The organism is Streptomyces acidicola (assembly GCF_009377235.1).
GTDB lineage: Bacteria > Actinomycetota > Actinomycetes > Streptomycetales > Streptomycetaceae > Streptomyces > Streptomyces acidicola.
Map to the genome: position 1 here is coordinate 1 of NZ_VMNX01000157.1, position 22165 is coordinate 22165.

Here is a 22165-nt window from a genome sequence, read left to right on the forward strand (position 1 = left end):
CCCCGCTTGTCGGCCTGAACGGCCTCGTCCTCAAACGCCGGAGGGGCTGGATTGTCAGCTCGTCCGGCGTTTGAGGACGAGGCCGTTCAGGCCGACAAGCGGGGGGCTGGGGGCGCAGCCCTCAGGCATGGGACGGGTAGGGGCGGCGAAGGCGATGGACCCTCCGTCAGCAACTCAGCTGCGCATCCCCCCAGTCCCCGTGGTCCGAAGTGATGCCGTCGCCGCCGTCCGTGACGACGAGCGAGACCACCCGGGCGCCGCTCACATCGGCTGAAATCCGTTGCGCGGCCTGGGCGTTGGTCATGGTCTCCGTAGACGCGACCGTCGTACCGTCCGCATGGATCTCGAACGCCACGGACCCGTCGGCACCCTCCTCGTCATCGACACCCACCTGGGCCGTGACCGTCTCACAGGCACTCCCCGTGTAGTACTCGACGGCGCTCGGCGCGTGGACACCGAGGCCCTTCGCGTACACGGTTCCGTTGACGGTGAGCGGGTTGCCGTCGCCCGCCGCGCTCTCGCCGTTGCTGGTGTCGCGCTCGACGGGGCCCCAGCCGTTGGTCGTCGACAGCCACGGCAGATCGCTCAGGTACGACGTGCCCGAGGGCGGCGCCACCACCACGGAGAACCGCAGTGGCACCACGTTCTCGGCCCGTACCCCGGTCGGTGACCGGTACGTCGCCCTGAGGGTCAGGTCGTACGACCCCGTGGTCGTGCCCTCCGGCGCGGTCACCTCCCACGACGTACGCAGGGAGCGTCCCGTCGGCAGTGCGCCCGCGGTGGTGGGTGAGGTCGCCCGCACCGCCCACCCTGTCGGCCCCGACAGTGCGACCAGGACGCCCTTCGCCGGAGTGCGGCCGAGGCCGGTGACCGTGCTCGTGAGCGCGGTCGGCTTGCCCGCCTCGATCAACGCGCTGCCTTGCAGGCCGAGTTCGACGGCCGGAGGATGCGCGGCCCACCTGTCGTCGGCCCGGACACGGAACAGGACCGTGCCGTGCGCGGGGACGGTCGCCGAGATGGTGCCCGCGGTGTTGTAGCTCTTGTGCTGCCACAGATCACGCAGGGTGTACGCGTCGGCCTCGGGAAGGCCGACGGCTCCGGCCGTCGTCGAGATCCGCTGAGCGCTGCCCGTCTCGTTGAAGAGGGCCACGGCCCGGCTGCCGTCCTTCATCTCCTTGGCGACGACCCAGCGACCGCCCTCGGACGACACGACGGTGCCCTGCTTGCCCAGCGGGTCCTGGTCCACCGCGATGACCTCCCGGTTGCCCAGGATGTCGAAGGTCTCGTCGGAGGCCGACCGCAGATCGGAGCCGATCAGCAGCGGTGCCGCCATGATCGACCACATCGAGAAGTGTGTGCGGTACTCGGTGTCCGTCATCCCGCCGTTGCCGACCTCCAGCATGTCCGGGTCGTTCCAGTGCCCGGGTCCGGCATACGGCGCGAGCGGCAGGTTCTTCTTCAGGATCGACAGCATCGACCCCCAGTTGTCGCTGATGTCGCCCGTCGTGCGCCACAGCTGTCCGACGTCCGCGGCCCACTCCCAGGGCTCGTTCTGGCCCCACTCGCAGATGCTGTGGACGATGGGGCGCCCCGTGGCCCGCAGCGCGTCGCGCATGGTCGTGTAGCGCAGCTTGGCGTCCACGCCCTGGTTGTTGCAGTTGTCGTACTTGAGGTAGTCGACGCCCCAGTCCGCGAACTGCTGTGCGTCGCTGTACTCGTGACCCAGCGCGCCCGGGAACCCGACGTTGCTGCACGTCTTCGTGCCCGCGCTGGTGTAGATGCCGAATTTGAGGCCCTTGGAGTGCACGTAGTCCGCGACCGCCTTGATCCCGTTCGGGAAGCGCACGGGGTCGGGCACCAGCTTGCCGTCCGCGTCCCGCTGCGGCAGTGCCCAGCAGTCGTCCAGGTTGACGTACTCGTACCCGGCGTCCTTGAGTCCCTTCTCGACGAACAGGTCCGCGATGCCCTTGACCATGGCCTCGTTGAACTCCGCCCGGCAGTGCGTGGAGTTCCAGTTGTTGAACCCCATCGGCGGGGTGAGGGCGAGGCCGTCGTCCAGGGTGGGGGCGGTCGGCTGCACGGCGGGGGTGGCCGCGGCCGGTACGGAGAGTCCGGCGAGGCCCAGCAGCCCCGCGGTGAACGCTCCGACCAGTCTTCGGCGAGCTGTGCGGGTGGGAAGGTGACGCATCGTTACGCTCCTTCGTCCTCGCGAAAGATGGGATGTCTTCATGTTCGCGTCATCTGTGCGGGCTTACGGTAGGGCGCGTGAAAGCTGGGTGGAAGGAGCGGGGAGGGTGTGATTGGGCTGACAAGGGGTGGACAGGTCATCGGATGTCACAGTGAGGTCTGACCAGTGGTGGGCACCTGATGAACGCATTGCCCGCCGGTGCGCGGACGTGTTCGCGGCACGCCGGGCAGGTGACACCCGCGCGAGGGATGCGTGACCCCGGGCCGATTTCGCAGTTGAACGGGGCATGAAGAAGCGCAGCATGCTTGCCATTGCCTCCCTGGCCACCGGTTTCGTCGTCGCGGCCATCACGCCGTCCCACGGTCTCGACGCCGGCTCCCTCGGCAACCTGGACGTGGACGACACCCACAGCACCCTCGACCGGACTGTCGCAGGCGAGGCCCCGACCGTCGGTGGGGACACGCTGGGACAGGGGGAGCAGGGTGGCCACGGAGGCAGCACCAGCACCAGCCGTCACCGCTGACCCGACGACATGAGCTGTCGATGAACGATCACGGAGCAGGCCGGTCCGAGGAGGGCTTCGTGGACGTCGGCCCTCGTCCGGTGCCCCGGCCCCGGACGAGGGCCGCGCGCTGTGACGGCGCACTGCGACAGCACGGACCCGGATGAGGAAACGGCAGTTCCACGCCCGTCTTGAGGATTGCTGGGAGCGATCCGGATATCGGGGAACCCGGAGACTATGAACGAGCCGAATCTCCCACCCCACGGTGAGGCCCTGGACATCCACCTCGGCCTCCTGCGCATGAGCATGACCTCCGAGGAGTACGAGCTCCTGCTGGGCATGGTCGAGCCGGTGCTGAGGGCGCTCGACTCGGAGGACGCAGGGCCGGACGGCCCGGACCTGGACGACGAACCCGCCGCCGACATCTCACAGGCGGTCCGTGACGAGGCCGCCCTGGTCATCGCCACCGCTGTCACGGGGCGCGTCGACAACGAACTCATCCAGATCGAGATCGAGGGCGGCGAGCCCGTCCGCGTCGTCACCGATCCCGACACGGCGGCCGACCCGGAACGGCGCAAGGACATCGCGGACTGCATCCGCGCCCGCTACCGGGAGGACGAGGAACTGCGCGGCATCGCCGAGGCGAGCGGTATCCCCACGGACCTGTGACCGAACGCCATCCGATGCCACCACCGCCCTGGTGGGGCTGGAGGAGGCACGGCGCGGGGGCCTGGCACCCGGCTCGGCCCGGTAGCCGTTTCGCCGCCGCCTGCCGAATGCTCCGGCCCCCCGGAACTGATCCTGACAGCGGTTTTTTCGTCCACCGCCGCTGTTTCCCACCGAGACCCCGGCTGGTTGTCCTGATCCAGCGATGCCCGTGAGACAGGAGGGAGCCCCAGGGGCCGCATTCGCGCCGGTGCAGGCGGGTAGCGGTCCCGCTGGGCGTCGTGTGTGCGGCGCTTCAAAACCGGCTGGTTTCCGTGGCGGGCTGAAGCGGGCAAGCCTCAGGGGGCCAACAGAAGAGGGGGAACCGTGATCGTCTGGATCAACGGTGCGTTCGGTGCGGGGAAGACAACCACCGCACGGGAACTGATCGAGCTGATCCCGAACAGCACGCTCTTCGACCCCGAGGTCCTCGGCGGCGCACTCACACACCTGCTGCCGGCCAAGCGCCTCGCCGAGGTCGGCGACTTCCAGGATCTGTCGAGCTGGCGACGGCTCGTGGTGGACACCGCGGCCGCGCTGCTCGCCGAGCTGGGCGGAACCCTCGTGGTCCCCATGACCCTGCTGCGCCAGGACTACCGCGACGAGATATTCGGGGGCCTCGCCTCGCGCCGGATTCCGGTGCTGCACGTCCTGCTCGCCCCGGCCGAAACGATCCTGCGCGAGCGAATAGCCGGCCGGGAGATCCCCCCGGACCTCCCCGACGGCGAGATGCGGGTCCGGCAGTGGGCATACGACCACATCGAGCCGTACCACGCGGCCCTCGGCTCCTGGCTCACCGCCGACGCCCACCTCGTCGACACCAGTGCCCAGACCCCGTACGAGACGGCCCGGCACATCGCCGAGGCCGTCCGCACCGGAGACGTACCCGCGTGCGACATCGTGCAGACCCCCGAGCCCACCGCCGAGACCCTCGCCGCGGGCGTCCTGCTGTTCGACGAGCAGGATCGGGTCCTGCTCGTCGATCCCACGTACAAGGCGGGCTGGGAGTTCCCCGGGGGCGTCGTCGAGTCCGGCGAGGCGCCCGCGCGGGCGGGCATGCGGGAGGTCGCGGAAGAGACCGGCATACGGCTCGACGACGTACCCAGGCTGCTGGTCGTGGACTGGGAGCCGCCCGCGCCCCCGGGATACGGAGGACTGCGTCTGCTGTACGACGGCGGGCGCCTCACCGAGAAGGACCAGCGGCCCGTCCTTCCCGGACCCGAACTGCGCGGCTGGCGCTTCGTCACCGAGGAGGAGGCCGCCGACCTGCTCCCGCCCGTGCGCTACGAGCGGCTGAGGTGGGCGCTGCGGGCGCGGGAACGCGGCGCCGCGCTCTACCTGGAGGCGGGCGTACCCGTGTGACCGCGGTCCGCCCGCCCTCCCGGCAACGCGCCTAGTGCGCCGCGTAGTTGCGCAGGAACAGCGCCTCCGCCACCGAGAGGCGCTCCAACTCCTCGGGGGACACACTCTCGTTGACCGCGTGGATCTGCGCCTCCGGCTCGCTCAGGCCGATGAGGAGGATCTCGGCGTCCGGGTAGAGGGCGGCGAGGGTGTTGCACAGCGGGATCGAGCCGCCCTGGCCCGCGTAACTCATCTCCTGGCCCGGGTAGGCGACGGCCATCGCGGTGGCCATCGCTTCGTACGCCGGGCTGGAGGTGTCCGCGCGGAACGCCTGCCCCTGACCGATCTGCTCGCAGTCCACCCGCGCGCCCCACGGGGTGTGCGCCTCCAGGTGGGCCTGGAGCAGCTTGGTCGCCCCGGCCGCGTCCACGCCCGGCGGGACCCGCAGGCTGATCAGTGCGCGGGCGCTCGCCTGCACGGACGGGGTCGCGCCCACCACCGGCGGGCAGTCGATGCCGAGCACGGTGACCGCCGGGCGCGCCCAGATACGGTCGGCGACCGTGCCCGAGCCGATCAGCTCCACGCCGTCGAGCACCTTGGCGTCCTTGCGGAACTGCGCGTCCTCGTAGCGCAGGCCGTCCCACTGCGCGTCGGCCGTGAGCCCGTCGACCGTCGTCGAGCCGTCCTCGGCGCGCAGCGAGTCCAGGACGCGGATCAGCGCGGCGAGCGCGTCGGGGGCCGCGCCGCCGAACTGCCCCGAGTGCAGGTTGCCTTCCAGGGTGTCGATCCGGACGCGCATCATGGTCATGCCGCGCAACGTCGAGGTGACCGTGGGCAGGCCGACCCGGAAGTTGCCGGCGTCGCCGATGACGATCGTGTCCGCGGCGAGCAGCTCCGGGTGCTGCTCGGCGTACCGCTCCAGGCCGCCCGTGCCCTGCTCCTCCGAACCCTCGGCTATGACCTTGACGTGGACGGGGACACCGCCGTTCGCCTTCAGGGCCCGGAGCGCGAGCAGGTGCATGATCACGCCGCCCTTGCAGTCGGCCGCGCCGCGCCCGTACCAGCGCCCGTCCCGCTCCGTCAGCTCGAACGGCGGGCTGACCCAGGCGGCCTCGTCCAGCGGCGGCTGCACGTCGTAATGGGCGTACAGGAGGACCGTCTTCGCGCCCTCGGGCCCCGGCAGATACCCGTACACCGACTGCGTGCCGTCGGGGGTGTCGAGCAGCGAGACATCCTGGAAGCCCTCGGTGCGCAGCGCGTCCGCCACCCAGGTCGCGGCGCCCTCGCTCTCGCTCTTCGGGAACTGTGCGAAGTCCGCCACCGACTTGAAGGCCACCAGCTCGGTCAGTTCCTGCCGTGCGCGCGGCATCAGCGAGGCGACGGTCTCGGCGACCGGATTCGACGACATGGGCACGCTCCTGGTGGGTGCGACGTTGTGCTTCTGGGTACGCAGCTGCGTATGCGCGGACCTGTGTAGGGCGCACGCGCCTGCCGATACTCCCACAGTGGCCTGCGGGGATGCCCGCCGTAGGATGCGGGGGTCAGAAGCGGCAGGCGGTTGGATCGGGAGCAGTAGGCCATCGTGAGCAGCGAGAACTCTTCGGCGGACGACGTGCAACGGGTGTGGGACGTCGTCGTGGTGGGCGCGGGACCCGCGGGGGCCTCGGCCGCCTACGCGGCGGCGGTCGCGGGACGGCGCGTCCTGCTGCTGGAGAAGGCGGAGCTGCCCCGCTACAAGACGTGCGGCGGCGGCATCATCGGACCCTCGCGCGATGCCCTGCCCCCCGGCTTCGAGCTGCCGTTCAGGGACCGGGTGCACGCGGTCACGTTCACGCTGGACGGCCGCTTCTCGCGTACGCGCCGCTCCAAGCAGATGCTGTTCGGGCTGATCAACCGGTCCGAGTTCGACCAGCAACTCGTCGAGCACGCGCAGAAGGCGGGCGCGGAGCTGCGTACGGGTGTCACCGTCTCACGGGTCGAGCAGCACGGGTCGGCCGTGCCGGACCGGCGCACGGTCGCCGTCGTCCTGCAGGGCGGCGAGACGCTGCTCGCGCGGGCCGTGGTGGGCGCGGACGGCAGCGCCAGCCGCATAGGAGCGCATGTCGGGGTGAAGCTCGGCCAGGTCGATCTCGGTCTGGAGGCGGAGATCCCGGTGCCGGAGACCGTCGCCGAGGACTGGAAGGGGCGGGTGCTCATCGACTGGGGCCCGATGCCCGGCAGTTACGGGTGGGTCTTCCCCAAGGGCGACACACTGACGGTGGGGGTCATCTCCGCGCGGGGTGAAGGCGCCGCCACGAAGCGGTACCTGGAGGACTTCATCGGGCGGCTCGGGCTCGCCGGTTTCGAACCGAGCATCTCCTCGGGACACCTGACGCGCTGTCGTGCCGACGACTCGCCGCTGTCGCGCGGGCGGGTGCTGGTGTGCGGGGACGCGGCGGGGCTGCTGGAGCCATGGACCCGCGAGGGCATCTCGTTCGCGCTGCGGTCGGGGCGGCTCGCGGGGGAGTGGGCGGTGCGGATCGCGGAGGCGCACGACGCGGTGGACACCCGGCGCCAGGCCCTGAACTACGCGTTCGCGATCAAGGCGGGGCTCGGCGTCGAGATGAGCGTCGGCAAGCGGCTGCTGACGGCCTTCCATCGCCGCCCCGGTCTCTTCCACGCGGCCCTCACGGGCTTCCGTCCCGCCTGGAAGGCCTTCAAGGACATCACGAGCGGGTCGACCTCGCTGGGCGAGATCGTCCGCAGCCATCCGGTGGCCCAGCGCGCCCTGACCGCGCTCGACCGCTGAACGAACGGGTGGCTTCGGCGTCGGTCACGCCTTGACGGTGATCCGGAAGACGGGGTGGTCGGGGGCGATCCGGCGCAGCTCCGCGTCGGGCGAGTCGGGGCCGACGCCGTTGAAGAACGCGCCCACCTCGGCCTTCCACCTCTTGAGGTACGCCCGCAGCAGCGGAACCTTGTCGTCGTCGCCGACCTCCGTCGCGGTGAACACGTCCACGTTCTTCCCGAGCCGCAGTTCGCCCCCGCCGGCGGCCCGCATGTTGTGCGTCCACTGGACGTGGCCGCGCGGCGCGACGAGGTACTGCACGCCGTCCACGGTCAGCAGGTTGACGGGGGTGGTGCGCCACTGCCCGCTCTTGCGGCCGCGGACGGCGAGCACCCGGGAACCCCAGACACTGACGCCGCGGCCGGTCATCCAGGCGATGACGCGGTTGAGGACGTTGACGGTGAACCAGTCGGGCTTCTTGACGTACGTGGACATGGCGAACCTCCTGAGGGTGGCGGGGCTGCGTGAGCGTTGCTCTTGAGTGAGAGCACTGCTCTCGCATGAGGCAGTGTGCACGAGATCGACGATCCAAAGCAAGATCACTGCTCTCGATTTTGTGCGGTGCTCTGAATCGAGGGTGGCCGATCTCTTTGTGGAGCACTGCTCGCGATTGTGTGCACCGCTCTGAATACATGGCACACTGCCCCGCATGAGCACCACACAAGGAGCCCACGCCGCCACACAAGGAGCCCGTGCCCGCGCCCGGATCGAAGTCACCGCCGCCATCAAGGAAGAGGCGCGCAGGCAGCTCGCCGCGCAGGGGGCGTCCAAGCTCTCGCTGCGCGCCGTCGCCCGCGAGCTCGGTATGGCCTCCTCCGCCCTCTACCGCTACTTCCCCAGCCGCGACGACCTGCTCACCGCGCTCATCATCGATGCCTACGACTCCCTCGGCCAGGCCGCCGAGAGCGCGGACGCCCAGGTCACCGGGGCGGCGCCGGCCGAGCGCTGGATCGCCGTGTGCGCCGCGGTGCGCGACTGGGCCCTGGCGCATCCGCACGAGTACGCGCTGATCTACGGATCGCCCGTGCCCGGCTACTCCGCGCCCGCCACCACCGTGCCCGCGGCCTCGCGGGTCGGACAGCTGCTCGCCGGGATCGTGCGGGACGCGCACCGCGGCAAGGGCGTGGCCCAGTGGAAGCTGCCGGCCGAGGTCGTGCCGGAGGCGGAGCGGATGGCCGCCGAGCTCGCGCCCGATCTGCCGCCCGCCGTGGTCGCGGTGCTCGTCGCGGCCTGGGCGCAGCTGTTCGGGCTGGTCAACTTCGAGGTGTTCGGCCAGTTCCACCGCGTCGTCGAGGAACGGGAGGCATTCTTCCGGCACGCCGCGGCCCGACTCGCCCACCACGTCGGGCTGGTGTTCCCTCAGCCGACCGGCACGGGCGGCGGTGCCATCAAGGCCGGATCCTGACGGAGGACGCGCGCGTGGAGTGAGCGCAGCGCCGGCCCCGGGTCGGCGCCCAGCGCCTCCGTCAGTCGCTGCCGCAGCTCCTCGTACGCCATCAGCGCGTCCACGCCGCGGCCGGTCCGGTACAGCGCGAGCATCAGCAGCCCGACGGGCTGTCCTTGCAGGGGGCGCGCGGCGACGAGGCGGCTCTCATCCGGGTCGTCCTGCTGCCGGTGACGATGCGTTTCGCGGGTCGCGCGAACTGGTGGGCGCCGCGTCCGCTGCACCGGCTGCACGAGCGGTTCGGGATCAGGGAAGGGGCGGGGAAGACGTCCGTGGAGTCGTCCGCGGAGGGCGTACTTCGCGGGGAGTACGTGTGATCACCTCGCTCGGGTGACGCTGCGGGCGGTGCGCGGCGTCTAGCGTGGCCGTCATGGAAGAGCAGGGCGCGCACACGTCCCCGGCGTGGGGCGGACCGCCGTGGCGAGGGAGGCCGGGCGGTCCGCCGTGGTGGCCAGGGCATCCTCCGTGGCGGACGGGGCCGGACGAGGACGCGGGTCCCCGGTGGCCGTGGCGTTCCACGCTGCTGCTCACGGTCTTCGTGCTGGTCGGCTCGAACGCCGCTGCCCGGTTCCAGGAGGGCGAGCACGCATCCCTCGACTCGTTCGGGCGCGTGCTCCTGCTACTCGGCTCGGGCATGCTGCTGTGGCGGCAGCGGTACCCCGTGCTCGTCGCCTTCGGGACGGCTGCCACGGCCACGGTCTATCTGGGCGCCGGGTATCCGTACGGCCCGGTGTTCCTCACGGTCGCCCTGGGCTGCTTCAGCGCGATCGTCACCGGGCACCGCAAGGCCGCCTGGGCGGCGGTCGGTATGTTCTGGGCGGGACACGTGCTGGTGGCGCACTGGCTGTACCAGTGGCTGCCACCGGCCGGGGACCATGCGGCCGACTGGGGGCAGGAGGTGCCCGTCACCGCCTGGATCATCGCGATCGTCGCGGTCTCCGAACTGGCCCGGGTACGCCGCGAGCAGTGGGCCCGCGAACGCGCCGAGCGCGCCCAGGCGGCCCGGCGGCGCGCCGACGAGGAGCGGCTGCGGATCGCCCAGGAACTGCACGACGTCCTCGCGCACAGCATCTCGGTGATCAATGTGCAGGCGGGCGTCGGCCTCGCGCTCCTCGACTCCGACCCCGAGCAGGCCCGCACCGCGCTCACCACCATCAAGTCGGCCAGCAAGGAGGCCCTCGGCGAGGTCCGCCAGGTGCTCGACACGCTACGGACGCCGGGTGACGCCCCGCGCGCCCCCGCACCGGGGCTCGACCGCCTGCCCGAGCTTGTCGAGCAGGCGGCCGACGCAGGCCTCACGGTGGAGGTCGACGGCGAGGCGCCCCCGCTCCCGCCCGGCGCCGACCTCGCCGCGTTCCGCATCGTGCAGGAGGCCCTCACCAACGTCGTACGGCACTCGGGGTCACGGCACGCGCGCGTGCGCCTCGGACAGGCGGCCGGGGCGCTGCGGTTGCGGATCGACGACGACGGGCCCGCGACCGGCGCGGACGCCGGCGGCAGCGGCAACGGACTGGCCGGAATGCGGGAGCGGGCCGCCTCCCTGGGTGGCACGATCGAGGCGGGGCCGCGCGCCGACGGCGGATTCCGGGTGCTCGCCGTAGTACCGCTCAAGACGCCGCCCGCCCAGGACCACGACGCCAAGGAGGGCCGGTGATCCGCGTACTGCTCGCCGACGACCAGTCCCTGGTTCGCGCAGGCTTCAAGGCGCTCCTCGACGCGCAGCCCGACATCGAGGTGGCCGGGGAGGTCGCCGACGGCGAGGCGGCGTTGCGGAAGGTGCGCGAACTGCGGCCCGAGGTCGTCCTGATGGACATCCGGATGCCGGTCCTCGACGGGCTGGCCGCGACCCGCCGTATCACCGAGGACCAGGGTCTGAAGGACGTCAAGGTGGTCATGCTGACCACGTTCGAGCTCGACGAGTACGTCTTCGAGGCCATCCGCTCCGGCGCCTCGGGCTTCCTGGTGAAGGACACCGAGCCGGAGGAACTGCTGCGTGCGGTACGGGCCGTGGTCGAGGGCGACGCGCTGCTCTCGCCGGGGGTGACCCGTCGGCTGATCTCGGAGTTCGCGGCCCGCTCCAAGGAGCCCGCGGCAGCCGCGTCGCTCGGCGGACTCACCGAGCGGGAACGGGAGGTGATGGCCCTCGTCGGCATCGGCCTGTCGAACGAGGAGATCGCCCGCCGTCTCGTCGTCAGCCCGCTGACCGCCAAGACCCATGTGAGCCGCACGATGGTGAAGCTGGGTGCCCGCGACCGGGCCCAACTGGTCGTGCTGGCCTACGAGTCCGGGCTGGTGCGCCCGGGCTGGCTGGGTTGAGGCCCGGGCGTACCGGGTGAGGAGCGGGGCACCACCACCGGACTGGCGCCCCGGCGGAAGCGCAGCAGCACGCTCACCACACGGGCGACGAAGAGCGGGGCGGCCAGTGCCAGACCGAAGAGAACGAGCATTCGTTCCACGCCGGGCGGCAGCGCGAAGAGCAGCGCCGGACCCGCCACGACCCCGAACACCACGGCCGCCCCGAACGCCGCACTGAACAGCGCGTACCCGATCTCCACGGTGATCGCGTCCCGCTCGGCCTGCGTCCGCCGCCCCTGCCCCGCGTACATCATGCGTTCTCGCTCCCCGTTCGTCTCCGCGCGCCGTATGAAACCGTATGAAGCCCTATGGAACAAGTGTGTGCCGGGCGGGACGTGGCAGCCGGCTGAGCGTCCCGCACCACCCACCGGTGCCCGGAGGCCGGACGGCCTCCGGGCGCTTCCCGGTCCGGCGTGCTACCCCCAGGTCACGGCGGACTTCTCGCGCCACAGCGCGGCGGGTGACTCGTCGCCCGTGATGCTCGGGAACGACTGCCTGTTCCACAGCGACAGATAGAGCCGCGCGGCGGGACCCGCCACCTCACAGTCCGCGTCCGCCGTTTCGCCCCGCTCACTCAACGGCGGCCCGGATGACAGCCGTACGGTCCACACGGTGCCCGTGTCCGTCGCCCGTACCCTCAGGACCCGCGGCCGGTCGGTGCGCACCCGGCTCTTCTCACGCGCGTGGAAGGCGAGCAGCAACTCGTCGATGCCGTCGACCGCGAACTCCGGGGCGATCGCGCCGACCGCGTCGGCCGTCCCGTCGCGCGCCGACTCCGCGTCGGCCCGGTGGACCGTCGTCTCGTGCGCCTGCCGCCGTGCCCAGAAGGCCAGCGGCGAGGGCGCGGGCAGGAAGCTCCAGCACGCCACGTCCGCGGGCGCCGCGGTGAGGGTGTCGACGAGCCGCCGGTGGCCCTCCCGGAACCAGTCCAGGAGCTCCGCGCCGTCCAGGTCCGGCTCGCCCTCGCCGGGGTGGTACGACGTGTGCCCCTCGGCGACGAACGCCCCGGCCCACCGGTGCACCGTCCCTGTGTGCCGCAGCAGATCCCGCACCTGCCATTTTGGGCACGTCGGCACCCGGGCCTCGGTCCCGGCTCCCTCGGCGGCCGCGACCAGCAGCCGGCCCTCTCTGTCCAGGGTCTCGATGTGCTCGGCAGTCTCCATGGGGCGAGTGTGCCGGATGGAGTGCGGTCGCCGTCTTCGACCACGACAACGAGGGCGACACCTGCTGGATCGTCATGGAGTACGTGACCGCACGCAGCCTCGCGCAGATCGTCGCGGTCCGCGGCCCGTGGCCCGCTCACCCCCGAGCAGGCGGGGGCGATCGGCTGCCGGATCGCGGACGCCACCGCTCCTGCGCGAACGCGGTCGGCGATCACACCGTCGAGTTGTTCAAGCTGACCGTTCGAAGGCGCAGCCGGGGAAATGAGGTGGCGGACGCCGCCTCCTGACGTGGACTCGCTGAACATGCCCACCACCCGGTCGGAGGTCCGTCAAACCCCAAGTCGCGTACTCCGGATTTCACGCACCTGCGGCTGTCCGTTTGACAGGAGTGTGGCGAGGCTTTCCGCTTGAAGGGCGACGCCGGCGTTACGTGCTGCGCTCGTGCCTTGAACAGGAGGACGCCGTCATGCAAACGGATCCGTCGCAATCGCTCTCGCCCTCCACGCATGCGGGAGGCGGCACGGTTGTCGGACTGTGGCGCTACCCAGTGAAGTCGATGCTGGGGGAGGAATTGAATGCCTCCGAGGTCACGGAGCGCGGTCTCGTCGGGGATCGACAGTTCGCCATTGTCGACGCGGCGACGGGAAAGGTCGCGGGCGCGAAGAATCCGCGCAAGTGGGGGAATTTTTTCGATTTCCGTGCCGCTTATGTCGAGCCTCCTCAGGCGGGATCGAAACTGCCTGCCGTTCGCCTGACCCTGCCCGATGGAACCACCGCGCTGAGCGACCAGCCCCACCTGCCGCAGATCCTCTCCGAAGAACTCGGCCGGGAGGTCGTGCTTGCGCAGGCGCGAGGCGAGGGAGAGCCGTCGGGTGCGACGGCCGAGGAGTACTGGCCGGATATGGAGGGTCTCGATCACAGAGACACGGTGACCGAGTGGCAAATGCCGCCGGGCACCCTTTTCGATATGGCGGTCGTGCACCTTTTGACGACGGCGACAATCGAACGGCTGCACGCGCTGTATCCCGATGGACGCTTCGAGGCTCGGCGGTTCAGGCCGAACATTGTCGTGGCGACCGACCCGGACGAGCAGGGCTTCGTGGAGAACGACTGGATCGGTCACACGGTCGCGATCGGCAATGAGGTCCGCTTGCGGATCTCCGGCCCCTGCCCTCGCTGCGTCATGACCACGCTGCCACAAGGCGACTTGCCGCGAGACGTGGGCATCCTGCGTACGGCAGCGCAGCACAATCAGGTGCATGTAGGGGTCTACGCCGATGTGATCGCGGGCGGCACCATTCGGCGCGGCGACCCCGTCACGCTCGCGTGATGATCCCCGCGCCAACGACGCACATCACCGCACGCGTCCCGTACGTGATGTGTGGTGCAAAGCTCAACCCCGGGCCAGGTTCACCGGACGAGGAACTACAACCTGGTGGCACCTGGCGCCACTTCAGGTTCGCCGCCGGTGCCGCCGGTGCCGCCGGACCAGCGTGGGCAGCCATGGTGCGGCGGCGAGTACGGCCAGCAGCGACAGCAGGGGAACGCGCCACCACCCCGAGATCTGCGCCGGTGGCGGGGGCGGCGCCTTCGCCACCCAAGGCCGTGCGCTCTTCGACCACGCCAGGAACGCGTCACCGACGGGGACCAGACCGAAGGCGTACCGCTTGGTCCACGGGGTGTCGACGGGGAGGCCGGCCAACTCGCTGACGCCTGCCAGCGCGGCGGCGAGCGGGACGTCGCCGTGAACCTGTGCCGCGCCGATGGTGACCACGCTCGCCGACAGACTCACGCCGAGCGGGAGCGGGCCGGAGTCGATGTCGGCCGGGCCGTCCATGCCTTCGGGGTACTCCCGCACGGCGGGCCCGAGGCCGAGCGGCGAGGCGAGGTACCGGTCGCGGAAGCGCAGGTACTGCTCACCGGCGAAGACCGGGTCGATATCGATCAGGAAACGCTGGATGAGGCTCTGCGAGGTGCCCCTGGCCACCTCGATCGGATCGCCGGTGTCCGGGTCGGCCCGGTGCGGGAGCAGGCCGGTGCGCGGGTCGAGCCGCCCGCGCACCTCCCGCACCCACCGCTGGACGGTTTCGGTGAACCGGTCGGGCAGCAGCGCGTCGTGCAGCCGCAGCGACGCGATCGCCACGGTCGAGTCGACCGGCCACACCTGACCGGGGTACGCCTCCAGATACGGCGACCGCGAGGTGTCGAAGGCCGCGGCGAGTGCGGCCGAGTCACGGGTGAACCGGCGCGCCTCGCCGGGGTTGCGGTGCCCGGCTGGTTGCAGGCTCAGCACGCCGCCGCGCAGCCAGTTGCTCCAGCCTCGGTGGAAGACGCCGTACGGCGGAGTGAGTCCCGGGCTGAACGGGGCGCGGCCGGACGGGGAGTCCAGCTTCGCCAGCGCCCACCGGACCTCTCGCAACGCCGTCGACCTGTCGCCGACCGGTTCCCGCATCCCGATCTCGACCCAGCTCAGACCGTAGAGCGCGTGCAGGAAGAAGTAGCCCTCGGGGAACATCCTCTGCGCCTAGTCGCCGGTTCCGTCGTCCAACCCCTCACGCAGGAACACCAACTGCCGCCGAACCCCGGGCGGTTCGCTGTCCGTGTCCGCGGTGGCGGGCACGACCAGCCGTACCGCGCCCAGCAGGGCGCAGACGCTGACCAGCACGGCGGCCAGCTGATGTAACCGGCGCAGCACCTGACGCCGTGCGGGCGGCGGTGAGGGACGGCCGCCGCTGCGACCCGCCTCGTCCTTCCCTCCCGGACCAGTGTCAGCCCTGGCCTCTGTACCGATCCTCAATCCCTGGCCCCTCGTCGTCATCTGGCAGTGGCACTACCCAGGACGACGCGAGGCCGTAGAGCGGTTCACGAGGAGGGGCGACCTCAAGGCCCCCTCCTCAGGACGTGGGAGAGGCAGGGTGTGAGCCTGCTGCGGCGCGTCGGGTCGTGAAAGCGATGACCGTGGCCAGCGCGGCCAGAGCCGCAACACTGGTGAGGGCGGTGGGAAGGGAGAACCAGTCCGCCATGAACCCGATGGCGGGCGGGCCCAGGAGCATGCCGCCGTAGCCGAGAGTGGATGCGATCGCGACTCCGTCGGGACCGGCCAGCGTGCCGGCGCGTTCGATCGCGACCGGGAAGAGGTTGGCGAGGCCGAGCCCGGTGATCACGAAGCCGAGGAGTGCCACCCACAGGGAGGGGGCGAGCGCGCCGAGCAGCATGCCGACCGCGGCGGTCGTGCCGCCGGATACCAACGTACGGGTCTGGCCGAGGCGTTCGAGCAGCTTGGTGCCGGTCAGCCGGCCCACGGTCATGGCGAGCGCGAAGCAGGAATAGCCGATGGCCGCGACGCCCGGTGTGGCGTCGAGATCCTGTTCCAGGTGCAGTGCGCTCCAGTCGGCCAGGGCTCCCTCCCCGTAAGCCGTGCACAAGGCGATCAGGCCGAACGTGATCACAAGACCACGGGTGCCGTTGTCCAGGCGGCGTGGCGCGGGCTCCTTGTCCGATGCGTTCTCCGGTGACGTCGGAGGGCGGTGGCGCAGCAGGGTGCGGCCCGCCAGGGCGGTGACGATCAGACCGATCGCGGTGAGGCCGAGCAGATGACGCGTGGGGGACAGCGCCCCGGCGACCAGTCCGCCGAGCCCGGCACCGATCATGCTGCCGAGGCTGAAAGCGGCGTGGAAGCTGGGCATGACGGGCCTTCGCAGCGCACGCACCAGGTCAACGGCGGCGCTGTTGAAGGCGACATTGATGCCGCCGTACGCCATTCCGAAGACCAGCAGTACGGCGCCGAGCGCCAGTGCCGAGTGGGTGAGCGGCGGCAGGGCGACGCTGAACGAGAGCAGGACGCCGCAGACCACGGTCACGGGGTGGCTGCCGAAGCGGCGGCAGAGGCGGCCGGTGAGCATCATCGTGATCACCGCGCCCGCGGACACGCCGAGGAGGGCGAGGCCGAGGGCGCTGGCCGATGCGCCGGTCTGCTGCTTGATGGCAGGGATGCGGACGACCCAGCCGGCGAAGATGAAGCCGTCGAGGGCGAAGAAGGTGGTGAGCGCGATACGGAGCCGGGTGAGGTCGTTGCCCGGCACGACGGTGTGAGTTCGGGCTTTGTTTATTCGCGGCACAAAGTCAGGCTAAGTGGGGTGCCGGTGCGGGGCAAGGAGGGGCGACCGGCTCCAGGGCGCGGCAGGGGTGTGTCCTCGCGTCTGCCCCGCCGGGCCCATGGACCTGGCGGCGCGGGCCGGGCTGAAGTTGGACCCGTGGCAGCAGTTCGTCCCCACGCAGGCATGGCCGAGGACGCCGAGGGCCGCTGGGCCGCGTTCGAAGTGTGCGCCAACGTGCCTCGCCAGAACGGCAAGGGTGCCATCATCGAGGCCCGAGAGCTGTGGGGCCTGGCCTCGTAGTCCGTTTCACCCTTCCCCACGAGCCCGTTTGCCCGTGACTACCACCGCTGGCTCGGGCCTGGTGGTGGCGTCGCCAGGCGGACCAGGAGAGCCGGTGGGCGCCTCGCGTACGGGCCGGACGACCAAGGTGATGAACAGTCGCTGGATCTCGTTGCAGGTGAGCGGGATAAGCCCGTCAGGTGCAGGTGCCGGACGTGCTCGTCGGCGCGGACAACGGCGAGGAAGGCGTGAGTGAGCATGGCCAGGGTGACCCAGCGCAACCAGGAGGTGTAGCGACGGACTTGGTACTCGTCGAGTCCGGCCAGGCCCTTTCCGGACTGGAAGGTCTCCTCCACCCGCCACCTTGATCCAGCGACGCGGACCAGCGTGTTCAGGGGCGCGGGGTCGGGTGAGAAGCAGCGGTAGTAGGCGAGTTCACCGGTGGTGCGGTTGCGGCGGATCAGCAGCTGGCGCCTGCCGAGGCGGGGGTTCGGCCAGATCGATGACCGCCCAGTCGTAGAAGCGGTGCCCCTTGGCACCGGCCCCGGCCGACAGCTTCTGCCAGGCCCGCTTGGGCACCTTCGTGGCCAGGGCATCCGCGCGGAACTTCCCCGCGCCGGTGGCTTCATGTGAGAAGGCGACGGCGAGCACATAGCCGACCTGGCGCTCTTCCAGCGCGGAGCGCAGCCTTGGGTTGCCGCCGTAGACCTCGTCTGCCGCGACCCAGCCGGCGCGGTGCCCGGCGTCGAGAAATCGGCCTCATGCGGGCGGCCGGCTGGTAGACAGCGACTTGCGCGTTTTCGTTCCTTCCGGCGGTGCCGCTGTACTGGTGCTGGACGCCGACGGTGTGCGTGCCCTTCTTCACGTCCCCGGTGTCGTCGATCACCAGCACTGCACCCTCGTCGTGTAGATGCTCCGGGACGTACTCGCGCACGTCATCGCGCACGGCGTCGGCATCCCGTCGGGCCCGGCCGAGCAGGTGCTGCATGCCGTCCGGGGTGGCCTCTCCGGCCCACTCGGCGATGCTCCAGCAGTTTTTGCGTGGCAGGTCCGACAGCAGCCCCAGCATCAGATCCCGTACCCGACGCCGGGGGTTCAACCCGGGCGAACCGGCCGGCCATCCGGCTCATCAGGCCCTCGAACGCTTCCTGCCGGCAAGCAGGGTCCACGCTGTGACCTGCGGTCACCGCAAGATCGTTAGTCTTCACACACAAATGCTCAACGGTGGCCGCAGCCTTCCCGCAGCCGACCCACGAGCAAGATCAAGGTCTATGAGCGGAGGTCGCGCTGGTACCAAGTGCCTGACTTGCCGCCGAGATCGGCCGGGGTGGCAGGGCCAACCGGGACGAACCCGGCCTTGGCCAAGACCTTCTGGGACGCGGCGTTGTCGTGGGAGGTGGCCGCCCGCAGTGTGCGCAGGTCGTGCGTCGCTGTCGCCATCCGGAACAGCTCCCGGACGGTCGCGGTCGCCACGCCGCGGCCGGCGACCCGCTCCGCGACCCGGTAGCCGAGTCTGGCAGTGCCGTCCTCCAAGTCGTACAGGTTGAACCTGCCGAGTACCGAGCCGTCCTCGGCGACGAGCACGTAGAAGGCGCAGATGCCGGCCTCCTGTTCGGCCAGCGAGGCGTTGTACCGGTCGGTGAACTGGTCGAAGAAGTCGTCGCCGCGGTCGGAGATCGAGGCAGCGAAGTAGGTGCGGTTCGCCAGCTCGAAGGCCAGGACCGCCGGGGCGTGGTCGGCATGCAGCCGCTTCAGCTCGGGCATTGCCCGACTCTACTCAGTAGGTGCCTCTGTCGGGGATCTTGAGCGGTCGAGGTCAGCTGCCGAGGGTCCGCCAGGACTTCGACCGAGGGAAGTCGTTCTGGTCGAGTAGGTCTGGAAAGCAGTCGGTGGTCGGGCTGAGCGGACCGGGGTGCGGGGGTCCCGGCCGCTGAGACGTTCGATGTTGACGGCGATGGGGGCGCGGTCGGCGGTGGTCGTGCAGCGGGTGCGGATCGGGCAGGGAGGGCACTGGCTCTTGGCGAACCGTGCCACGATCAGAGGTGCCGCCGTGGGTGAGGAGGTCGGGTAGGGACCGTGCCATCCCCGGCTGATCTCGCCCTGCGGGCAGGTGACCTGCCGGCGGTTGAAGTCGATGTGGAAGTCGTCGCGGCCGAAGCCGTCGTTCTTGCGGTGCCGGCGGGTGGAGTTGACCGGCAGCGGCCCGGTGACCGTGACCTGGTGTTCCCGGGCTCCCTGCTCCGGATGGACCAGGGAGGTGTAGCCGCCGTCGACCAGGTGCTCGGCGGGCAGCGGTCCACGGCGCTTCAGCCGGGTGTGGATGCCCGGCAGAGCCTTGGCGTCCTAGCCGGTGGCGTCGGTGGTGGCCACGTCCGTGATCACGTTGACGTCGTCAGGGGAACAGATCTCGGTGACATGCGCGACGAGCCCTTTCCAGCGAGTGGTGTGACCGCGCCGCGCGTAACGGGCCGTCGGGTCGTAGGGCGAGACGACCGCGGTCGGCGCCGGCGGCCGGTGTCCTTCAGAGCTGTGCCGGGGCTCCGACCTGGTCGCGGACAGCGGTGTCGAGGTCGGTGGCGGTGAGGCCGAAGGTGACCGCGGTTTCGTCTGCCGCCATGCGGAACGGTGCGTACCACTGGTAGTCCATCTCGGCCATCTCGCGGGCGATGGGTACCACGACCCCCGCTGAGCGCATCACAAAGCGTGGCATCTGGATCAGTTTGATCGGCGGTCGGCCCGCGGCGGCCGCACAGCGCTGGGCCAGCTCTCGGATCGTGATGGCGGGCGGGGACGGCACGTGCCAGGCGCGACCCCACGCCCGTTCGTCGCGAGCGAGCCTGATCAGAGCCCGTGCCATGTCGCCGTTGAAGGTGAAGGTGTGCGGCATGTCCGGGTTTCCCATGATCCAGGCGGCTCGGCCCTTCGCCAGGGCCGGCTCGATGGAAAGCGAGTAGATGCCTGCCGCGTCCTTGCCTATGTAGTCGGAGCCGCGGACCTCGACGGTGCGGATGCCGCCGGCGAGGGCCTGTTCCCACATCCGTTTGCGGAGGAGGCCCTTGCGTCCGGTGGCCTCCATGGGGGTGTGCTCGTCCATCAGGCCTCCGGGCCGGCGACCATAGGCGTAGAGGCTGCCGGTGAGGGAGAGGACGGCGTCGTTCGTCTTCGCGGCGGCGATCAACGCTGTCTGGAGCGGTGGCAGCAGGCGTTCCCACATGCTGTACGAGGGCGGGTTCGCGCAGTGATAGATCACCTTGGCGCCGCGGGACAGTTCGGTCACTCGGTGGGCGTCGGAAGCGTCTGCGGCGACCCGCTCGATCCCTGGGTGTTCGGGCCCGGAGCCCCTGCGCGTCACGATCCGAACGCTCTCACCGCGCTCGGCGAGCAGGCGGGCGACGGATGAGCCGATGGATCCGGCTCCGATGACAACGTGATCGTTCATGTCGGGTTTCCTCCTTGATGGGTGTTCCGGACGTGCGTCATGCCCAGGACGGTGGACCGGTCTCTGGCGGTCATGTGCGCCGAAGCCGATGCGGGCAGCCGTGCCGGCGAGTTGTTGGTCGTTCCCGCGGCAGAGGGTGACCCCTGCGCTCATTCCGGGAGTGTGGCGGCCCGGGTGGGCAGGCGGAGAGGTGTGGCCGCCGTCGCACCGCGGACTCAGCGGGTGGCGAGAGCGAGGCGGCGATGTTCGAGGAGAGCGGCGAGTACGTAGGCGCCGCCGCCGGCGAGGGTGAGCACCCAGTAGAAGGCGGGGCTGCCGAGGAGGAGAGCCGCGGTGGAGGTCAGGGCGAGCCAGGTACCGAGGCCGTAGTGGAGCGGGTTGCGGCGTGCCGCGCCCTCGGCGATGTACAGCAGTCCGACGACGAACGCGGAGCCGGTGGGCCACAGCAGGGTCTGTATGTCGGGGTGGTCGATGGCCGCGGCGAGACCGGTGATGGCGAGGAAGAGGGCCGCGAAGGCGCTGACCCAGGCGGCGCCGAGAAGCCGGCCGGTCAGCGCTTCCGGCCCGGTGGCGTCCCGCTGGGCGCGCAGCGCGGCGCGGGTGGCTTGGACGGTGCCGGCGGCGAGTCCGATGCCGAGGAGAGTCATGGGCAGCCAACCGGGCAGGTCGAGAAGCGGGTTGTCGCCTCCGGAGACGGCGGCTGAACCGTGGCCCAGCACGTAGGCGAGCCCGAAGCAGGCGTAGGCCGAACGGTTGTCGACCTCACTGAGGGCGCGCACCACGCCCAGGCTGACGGTGGCGGTGGTGGTGACGGACATGGCTGATGCCTCCGGATGGATGCGGGTGGCTGTGAGAGGGATTCGCAGGACGGCGGAGGGTGAACGGGGGCCGGGGGACGGGCGCCGGACGCCGGCTCTCGGGAACGATGACGGTCGCGACGGCGACGTTTCGGGATCTGGCGACATCCGCCCGGCGGCCATGCCGTGGGCGATGCCGTTGGCGAGGACGGTGTGGCGGCGGCCGGGGTGACGAGCCGGGACGGGCATGAGGTCAGCGCCGCCGGTCCGCGGTCGGGTGACCCAGGCGTCGGCCTCGGCGACCGCGGGGCATCGGCGCCGATGCGTGCAGCGACGGTTCTCGGGCCGGCCACGATGACGGCACCGGCCAGGCCCCCGCCGGACACGAAAGAGCCGGGTGACCGGTACCCGTACGGGCCGTGGTGGCTCCGCTGTTCGGCGAGAACACGCCGACCGCCTCCAGCTGAGGGCCGGCCCGGCCGATACCCGAGGCCGGTGGTCGGCGGCTGCGCGGCCGTCGTTCCTCGGGCTCGGCCTTGCCCGGCGGGACGACCTCGGTCGCGGTGATCACGCAAGTGGCAGTCATGGCGCACCTCGTAAACTAACGGCGTTTAGTTACGACTGTAAGTCTACGCATGTTTAGTTGAGCCGAGCAAGGGGGCTCGGTCGGCGGGGTCGCAGGCATGGATCGAGAGCTGACGAAAATGGCGAGATCGGCCTCGAATCGGCCATATCGCCAATTGGATGGCGCCTCAGTCGTCCTGGACACGAGCCAGGCGGGCCAGGGAGGGGCGGCTGCTGGAGCCGTGCGGAGAGGTGCGCCTCCCTGAACCCGGGGGCCCGGACGGTGAAGGCGGTACCGACCGGGGCCTCACCCGCCCGCCCGGGAGGGCCTTGTCGTGGTGAGGAGGTCGGGTAGGGACCGTGCCATCCCCGGCTGATCTCGCCCTGCGGGCAGGTGACCTGCCGGCGGTTGAAGTCGATGTGGAAGTCGTCGCGGCCGAAGCCGTCGTTCTTGCGGTGCCGGC

Annotated in this window: 22 protein-coding genes and 1 pseudogene; 10 read left to right on the forward strand and 13 right to left on the reverse strand. The window is 70.7% G+C overall.

Annotated features, from left to right (window positions below):
* Positions 1-166 precede the first annotated feature (166 nt).
* Positions 167-2188, reverse strand: coding sequence for an NPCBM/NEW2 domain-containing protein (locus FPZ41_RS31420; RefSeq protein WP_194236272.1), 2022 nt, complete (start codon positions 2186-2188; stop codon positions 167-169).
* A gap of 286 nt (positions 2189-2474) precedes the next feature.
* Between FPZ41_RS31420 and FPZ41_RS31425 the strand changes: the two genes are divergently transcribed.
* The 3 genes from FPZ41_RS31425 to FPZ41_RS31435 all read left to right on the forward strand — a co-directional run bounded on the left by FPZ41_RS31425 (position 2475) and on the right by FPZ41_RS31435 (position 4757).
* Positions 2475-2711, forward strand: coding sequence for a hypothetical protein (locus tag FPZ41_RS31425; protein ID WP_152867018.1), 237 nt, complete (start codon positions 2475-2477; stop codon positions 2709-2711).
* 216 nt (positions 2712-2927) lie between these two features.
* A complete protein-coding gene (locus FPZ41_RS31430; RefSeq protein WP_131566015.1) occupies positions 2928-3359 on the forward strand; it encodes a hypothetical protein in 432 nt (143 codons plus the stop codon).
* 363 nt (positions 3360-3722) lie between these two features.
* On the forward strand, positions 3723-4757 hold the full coding sequence (locus FPZ41_RS31435) for an NUDIX hydrolase (protein WP_322620957.1): 1035 nt from the start codon (positions 3723-3725) through the stop codon (positions 4755-4757).
* 31 nt (positions 4758-4788) lie between these two features.
* On the opposite strand, the gene FPZ41_RS31440 is transcribed toward FPZ41_RS31435, so the two are convergent.
* Positions 4789-6144: a dipeptidase gene (locus FPZ41_RS31440; RefSeq protein ID WP_152867019.1), complete on the reverse strand. Its 1356-nt coding sequence runs from the start codon at positions 6142-6144 to the stop codon at positions 4789-4791.
* A 174-nt stretch (positions 6145-6318) separates the two neighbouring features.
* Here FPZ41_RS31440 and FPZ41_RS31445 point away from each other — a divergent pair, with 174 nt between their 5' ends.
* Positions 6319-7524, forward strand: coding sequence for a geranylgeranyl reductase family protein (locus FPZ41_RS31445; protein WP_322620958.1), 1206 nt, complete (start codon positions 6319-6321; stop codon positions 7522-7524).
* Between the two features lie 24 nt (positions 7525-7548).
* On the opposite strand, the gene FPZ41_RS31450 is transcribed toward FPZ41_RS31445, so the two are convergent.
* Positions 7549-7998 (reverse strand): nitroreductase family deazaflavin-dependent oxidoreductase, encoded by a 450-nt coding sequence (locus FPZ41_RS31450; RefSeq protein WP_152867020.1) that lies wholly within the window; start codon positions 7996-7998, stop codon positions 7549-7551.
* 214 nt (positions 7999-8212) lie between these two features.
* On the opposite strand from FPZ41_RS31450, the gene FPZ41_RS31455 reads away from it, so the two are divergent.
* Complete coding sequence (locus FPZ41_RS31455) at positions 8213-8968, forward strand: TetR/AcrR family transcriptional regulator (protein WP_152867021.1); 756 nt, start codon at positions 8213-8215, stop codon at positions 8966-8968.
* Here FPZ41_RS31455 and FPZ41_RS49985 read toward each other — a convergent pair.
* Positions 8923-9240, reverse strand: a complete 318-nt coding sequence (locus tag FPZ41_RS49985; protein WP_322620959.1) for an AfsR/SARP family transcriptional regulator — start codon at positions 9238-9240, stop codon at positions 8923-8925. The two genes, FPZ41_RS31455 and FPZ41_RS49985, sit on opposite strands and share 46 nt — an antisense overlap.
* A 137-nt stretch (positions 9241-9377) precedes the next feature.
* Here FPZ41_RS49985 and FPZ41_RS31470 point away from each other — a divergent pair, with 137 nt between their 5' ends.
* Entirely contained in the window at positions 9378-10661 is a 1284-nt protein-coding gene (locus tag FPZ41_RS31470) for a sensor histidine kinase (RefSeq protein WP_152867023.1), read from the forward strand.
* On the forward strand, positions 10658-11323 hold the full coding sequence (locus FPZ41_RS31475) for a response regulator transcription factor (protein WP_322620960.1): 666 nt from the start codon (positions 10658-10660) through the stop codon (positions 11321-11323). Before FPZ41_RS31470 ends, FPZ41_RS31475 begins: the two co-directional genes overlap by 4 nt.
* Here FPZ41_RS31475 and FPZ41_RS31480 read toward each other — a convergent pair.
* The gene (locus FPZ41_RS31480) at positions 11284-11613 is read right to left on the reverse strand and encodes a DUF6332 family protein (protein ID WP_152867035.1); all 330 of its coding nucleotides are present in this window, start codon (positions 11611-11613) and stop codon (positions 11284-11286) included. The two genes, FPZ41_RS31475 and FPZ41_RS31480, sit on opposite strands and share 40 nt — an antisense overlap.
* Before the next feature lie 165 nt (positions 11614-11778).
* Entirely contained in the window at positions 11779-12525 is a 747-nt protein-coding gene (locus FPZ41_RS31485) for a maleylpyruvate isomerase family mycothiol-dependent enzyme (RefSeq protein ID WP_152867024.1), read from the reverse strand.
* 83 nt (positions 12526-12608) lie between these two features.
* Between FPZ41_RS31485 and FPZ41_RS31490 the strand changes: the two genes are divergently transcribed.
* Positions 12609-12812 (forward strand): hypothetical protein, encoded by a 204-nt coding sequence (locus tag FPZ41_RS31490; RefSeq protein WP_152867025.1) that lies wholly within the window; start codon positions 12609-12611, stop codon positions 12810-12812.
* Positions 12813-12991: 179 nt separating this feature from the next.
* Positions 12992-13855 carry an MOSC domain-containing protein gene (locus tag FPZ41_RS31495; protein ID WP_152867026.1) on the forward strand — a complete coding sequence of 288 codons (864 nt, stop codon included), beginning with the start codon at positions 12992-12994 and terminating at the stop codon, positions 13853-13855.
* A 123-nt stretch (positions 13856-13978) separates the two neighbouring features.
* Here FPZ41_RS31495 and FPZ41_RS31500 read toward each other — a convergent pair whose 3' ends face one another.
* The 3 genes from FPZ41_RS31500 to FPZ41_RS31510 all read right to left on the reverse strand — a co-directional run bounded on the left by FPZ41_RS31500 (position 13979) and on the right by FPZ41_RS31510 (position 16607).
* Positions 13979-15040, reverse strand: a complete 1062-nt coding sequence (locus tag FPZ41_RS31500; protein WP_152867027.1) for a hypothetical protein — start codon at positions 15038-15040, stop codon at positions 13979-13981.
* A gap of 9 nt (positions 15041-15049) precedes the next feature.
* The gene (locus FPZ41_RS31505) at positions 15050-15322 is read right to left on the reverse strand and encodes a hypothetical protein (protein ID WP_152867028.1); all 273 of its coding nucleotides are present in this window, start codon (positions 15320-15322) and stop codon (positions 15050-15052) included.
* Positions 15323-15419: 97 nt separating this feature from the next.
* Positions 15420-16607 (reverse strand): MFS transporter, encoded by a 1188-nt coding sequence (locus tag FPZ41_RS31510; protein WP_322620961.1) that lies wholly within the window; start codon positions 16605-16607, stop codon positions 15420-15422.
* A 171-nt stretch (positions 16608-16778) separates the two neighbouring features.
* Here FPZ41_RS31510 and FPZ41_RS31515 point away from each other — a divergent pair, with 171 nt between their 5' ends.
* On the forward strand, positions 16779-16922 hold the full coding sequence (locus FPZ41_RS31515; RefSeq protein ID WP_228023103.1) for a hypothetical protein: 144 nt from the start codon (positions 16779-16781) through the stop codon (positions 16920-16922).
* Here FPZ41_RS31515 and FPZ41_RS31520 read toward each other — a convergent pair.
* The 4 genes and pseudogenes from FPZ41_RS31520 to FPZ41_RS31535 all read right to left on the reverse strand — a co-directional run bounded on the left by FPZ41_RS31520 (position 16885) and on the right by FPZ41_RS31535 (position 21158).
* A pseudogene (locus FPZ41_RS31520) lies at positions 16885-18031 on the reverse strand (IS701 family transposase). The gene FPZ41_RS31515 and the pseudogene FPZ41_RS31520 overlap by 38 nt on opposite strands.
* 139 nt (positions 18032-18170) lie before the next feature.
* The gene (locus tag FPZ41_RS31525; protein WP_152867029.1) at positions 18171-18665 is read right to left on the reverse strand and encodes a GNAT family N-acetyltransferase; all 495 of its coding nucleotides are present in this window, start codon (positions 18663-18665) and stop codon (positions 18171-18173) included.
* 757 nt (positions 18666-19422) lie between these two features.
* Complete coding sequence (locus tag FPZ41_RS31530) at positions 19423-20340, reverse strand: NAD-dependent epimerase/dehydratase family protein (RefSeq protein WP_152867030.1); 918 nt, start codon at positions 20338-20340, stop codon at positions 19423-19425.
* A gap of 215 nt (positions 20341-20555) precedes the next feature.
* Positions 20556-21158, reverse strand: coding sequence for an ABC transporter permease (locus tag FPZ41_RS31535; protein WP_152867031.1), 603 nt, complete (start codon positions 21156-21158; stop codon positions 20556-20558).
* Positions 21159-22165 lie beyond the last annotated feature (1007 nt).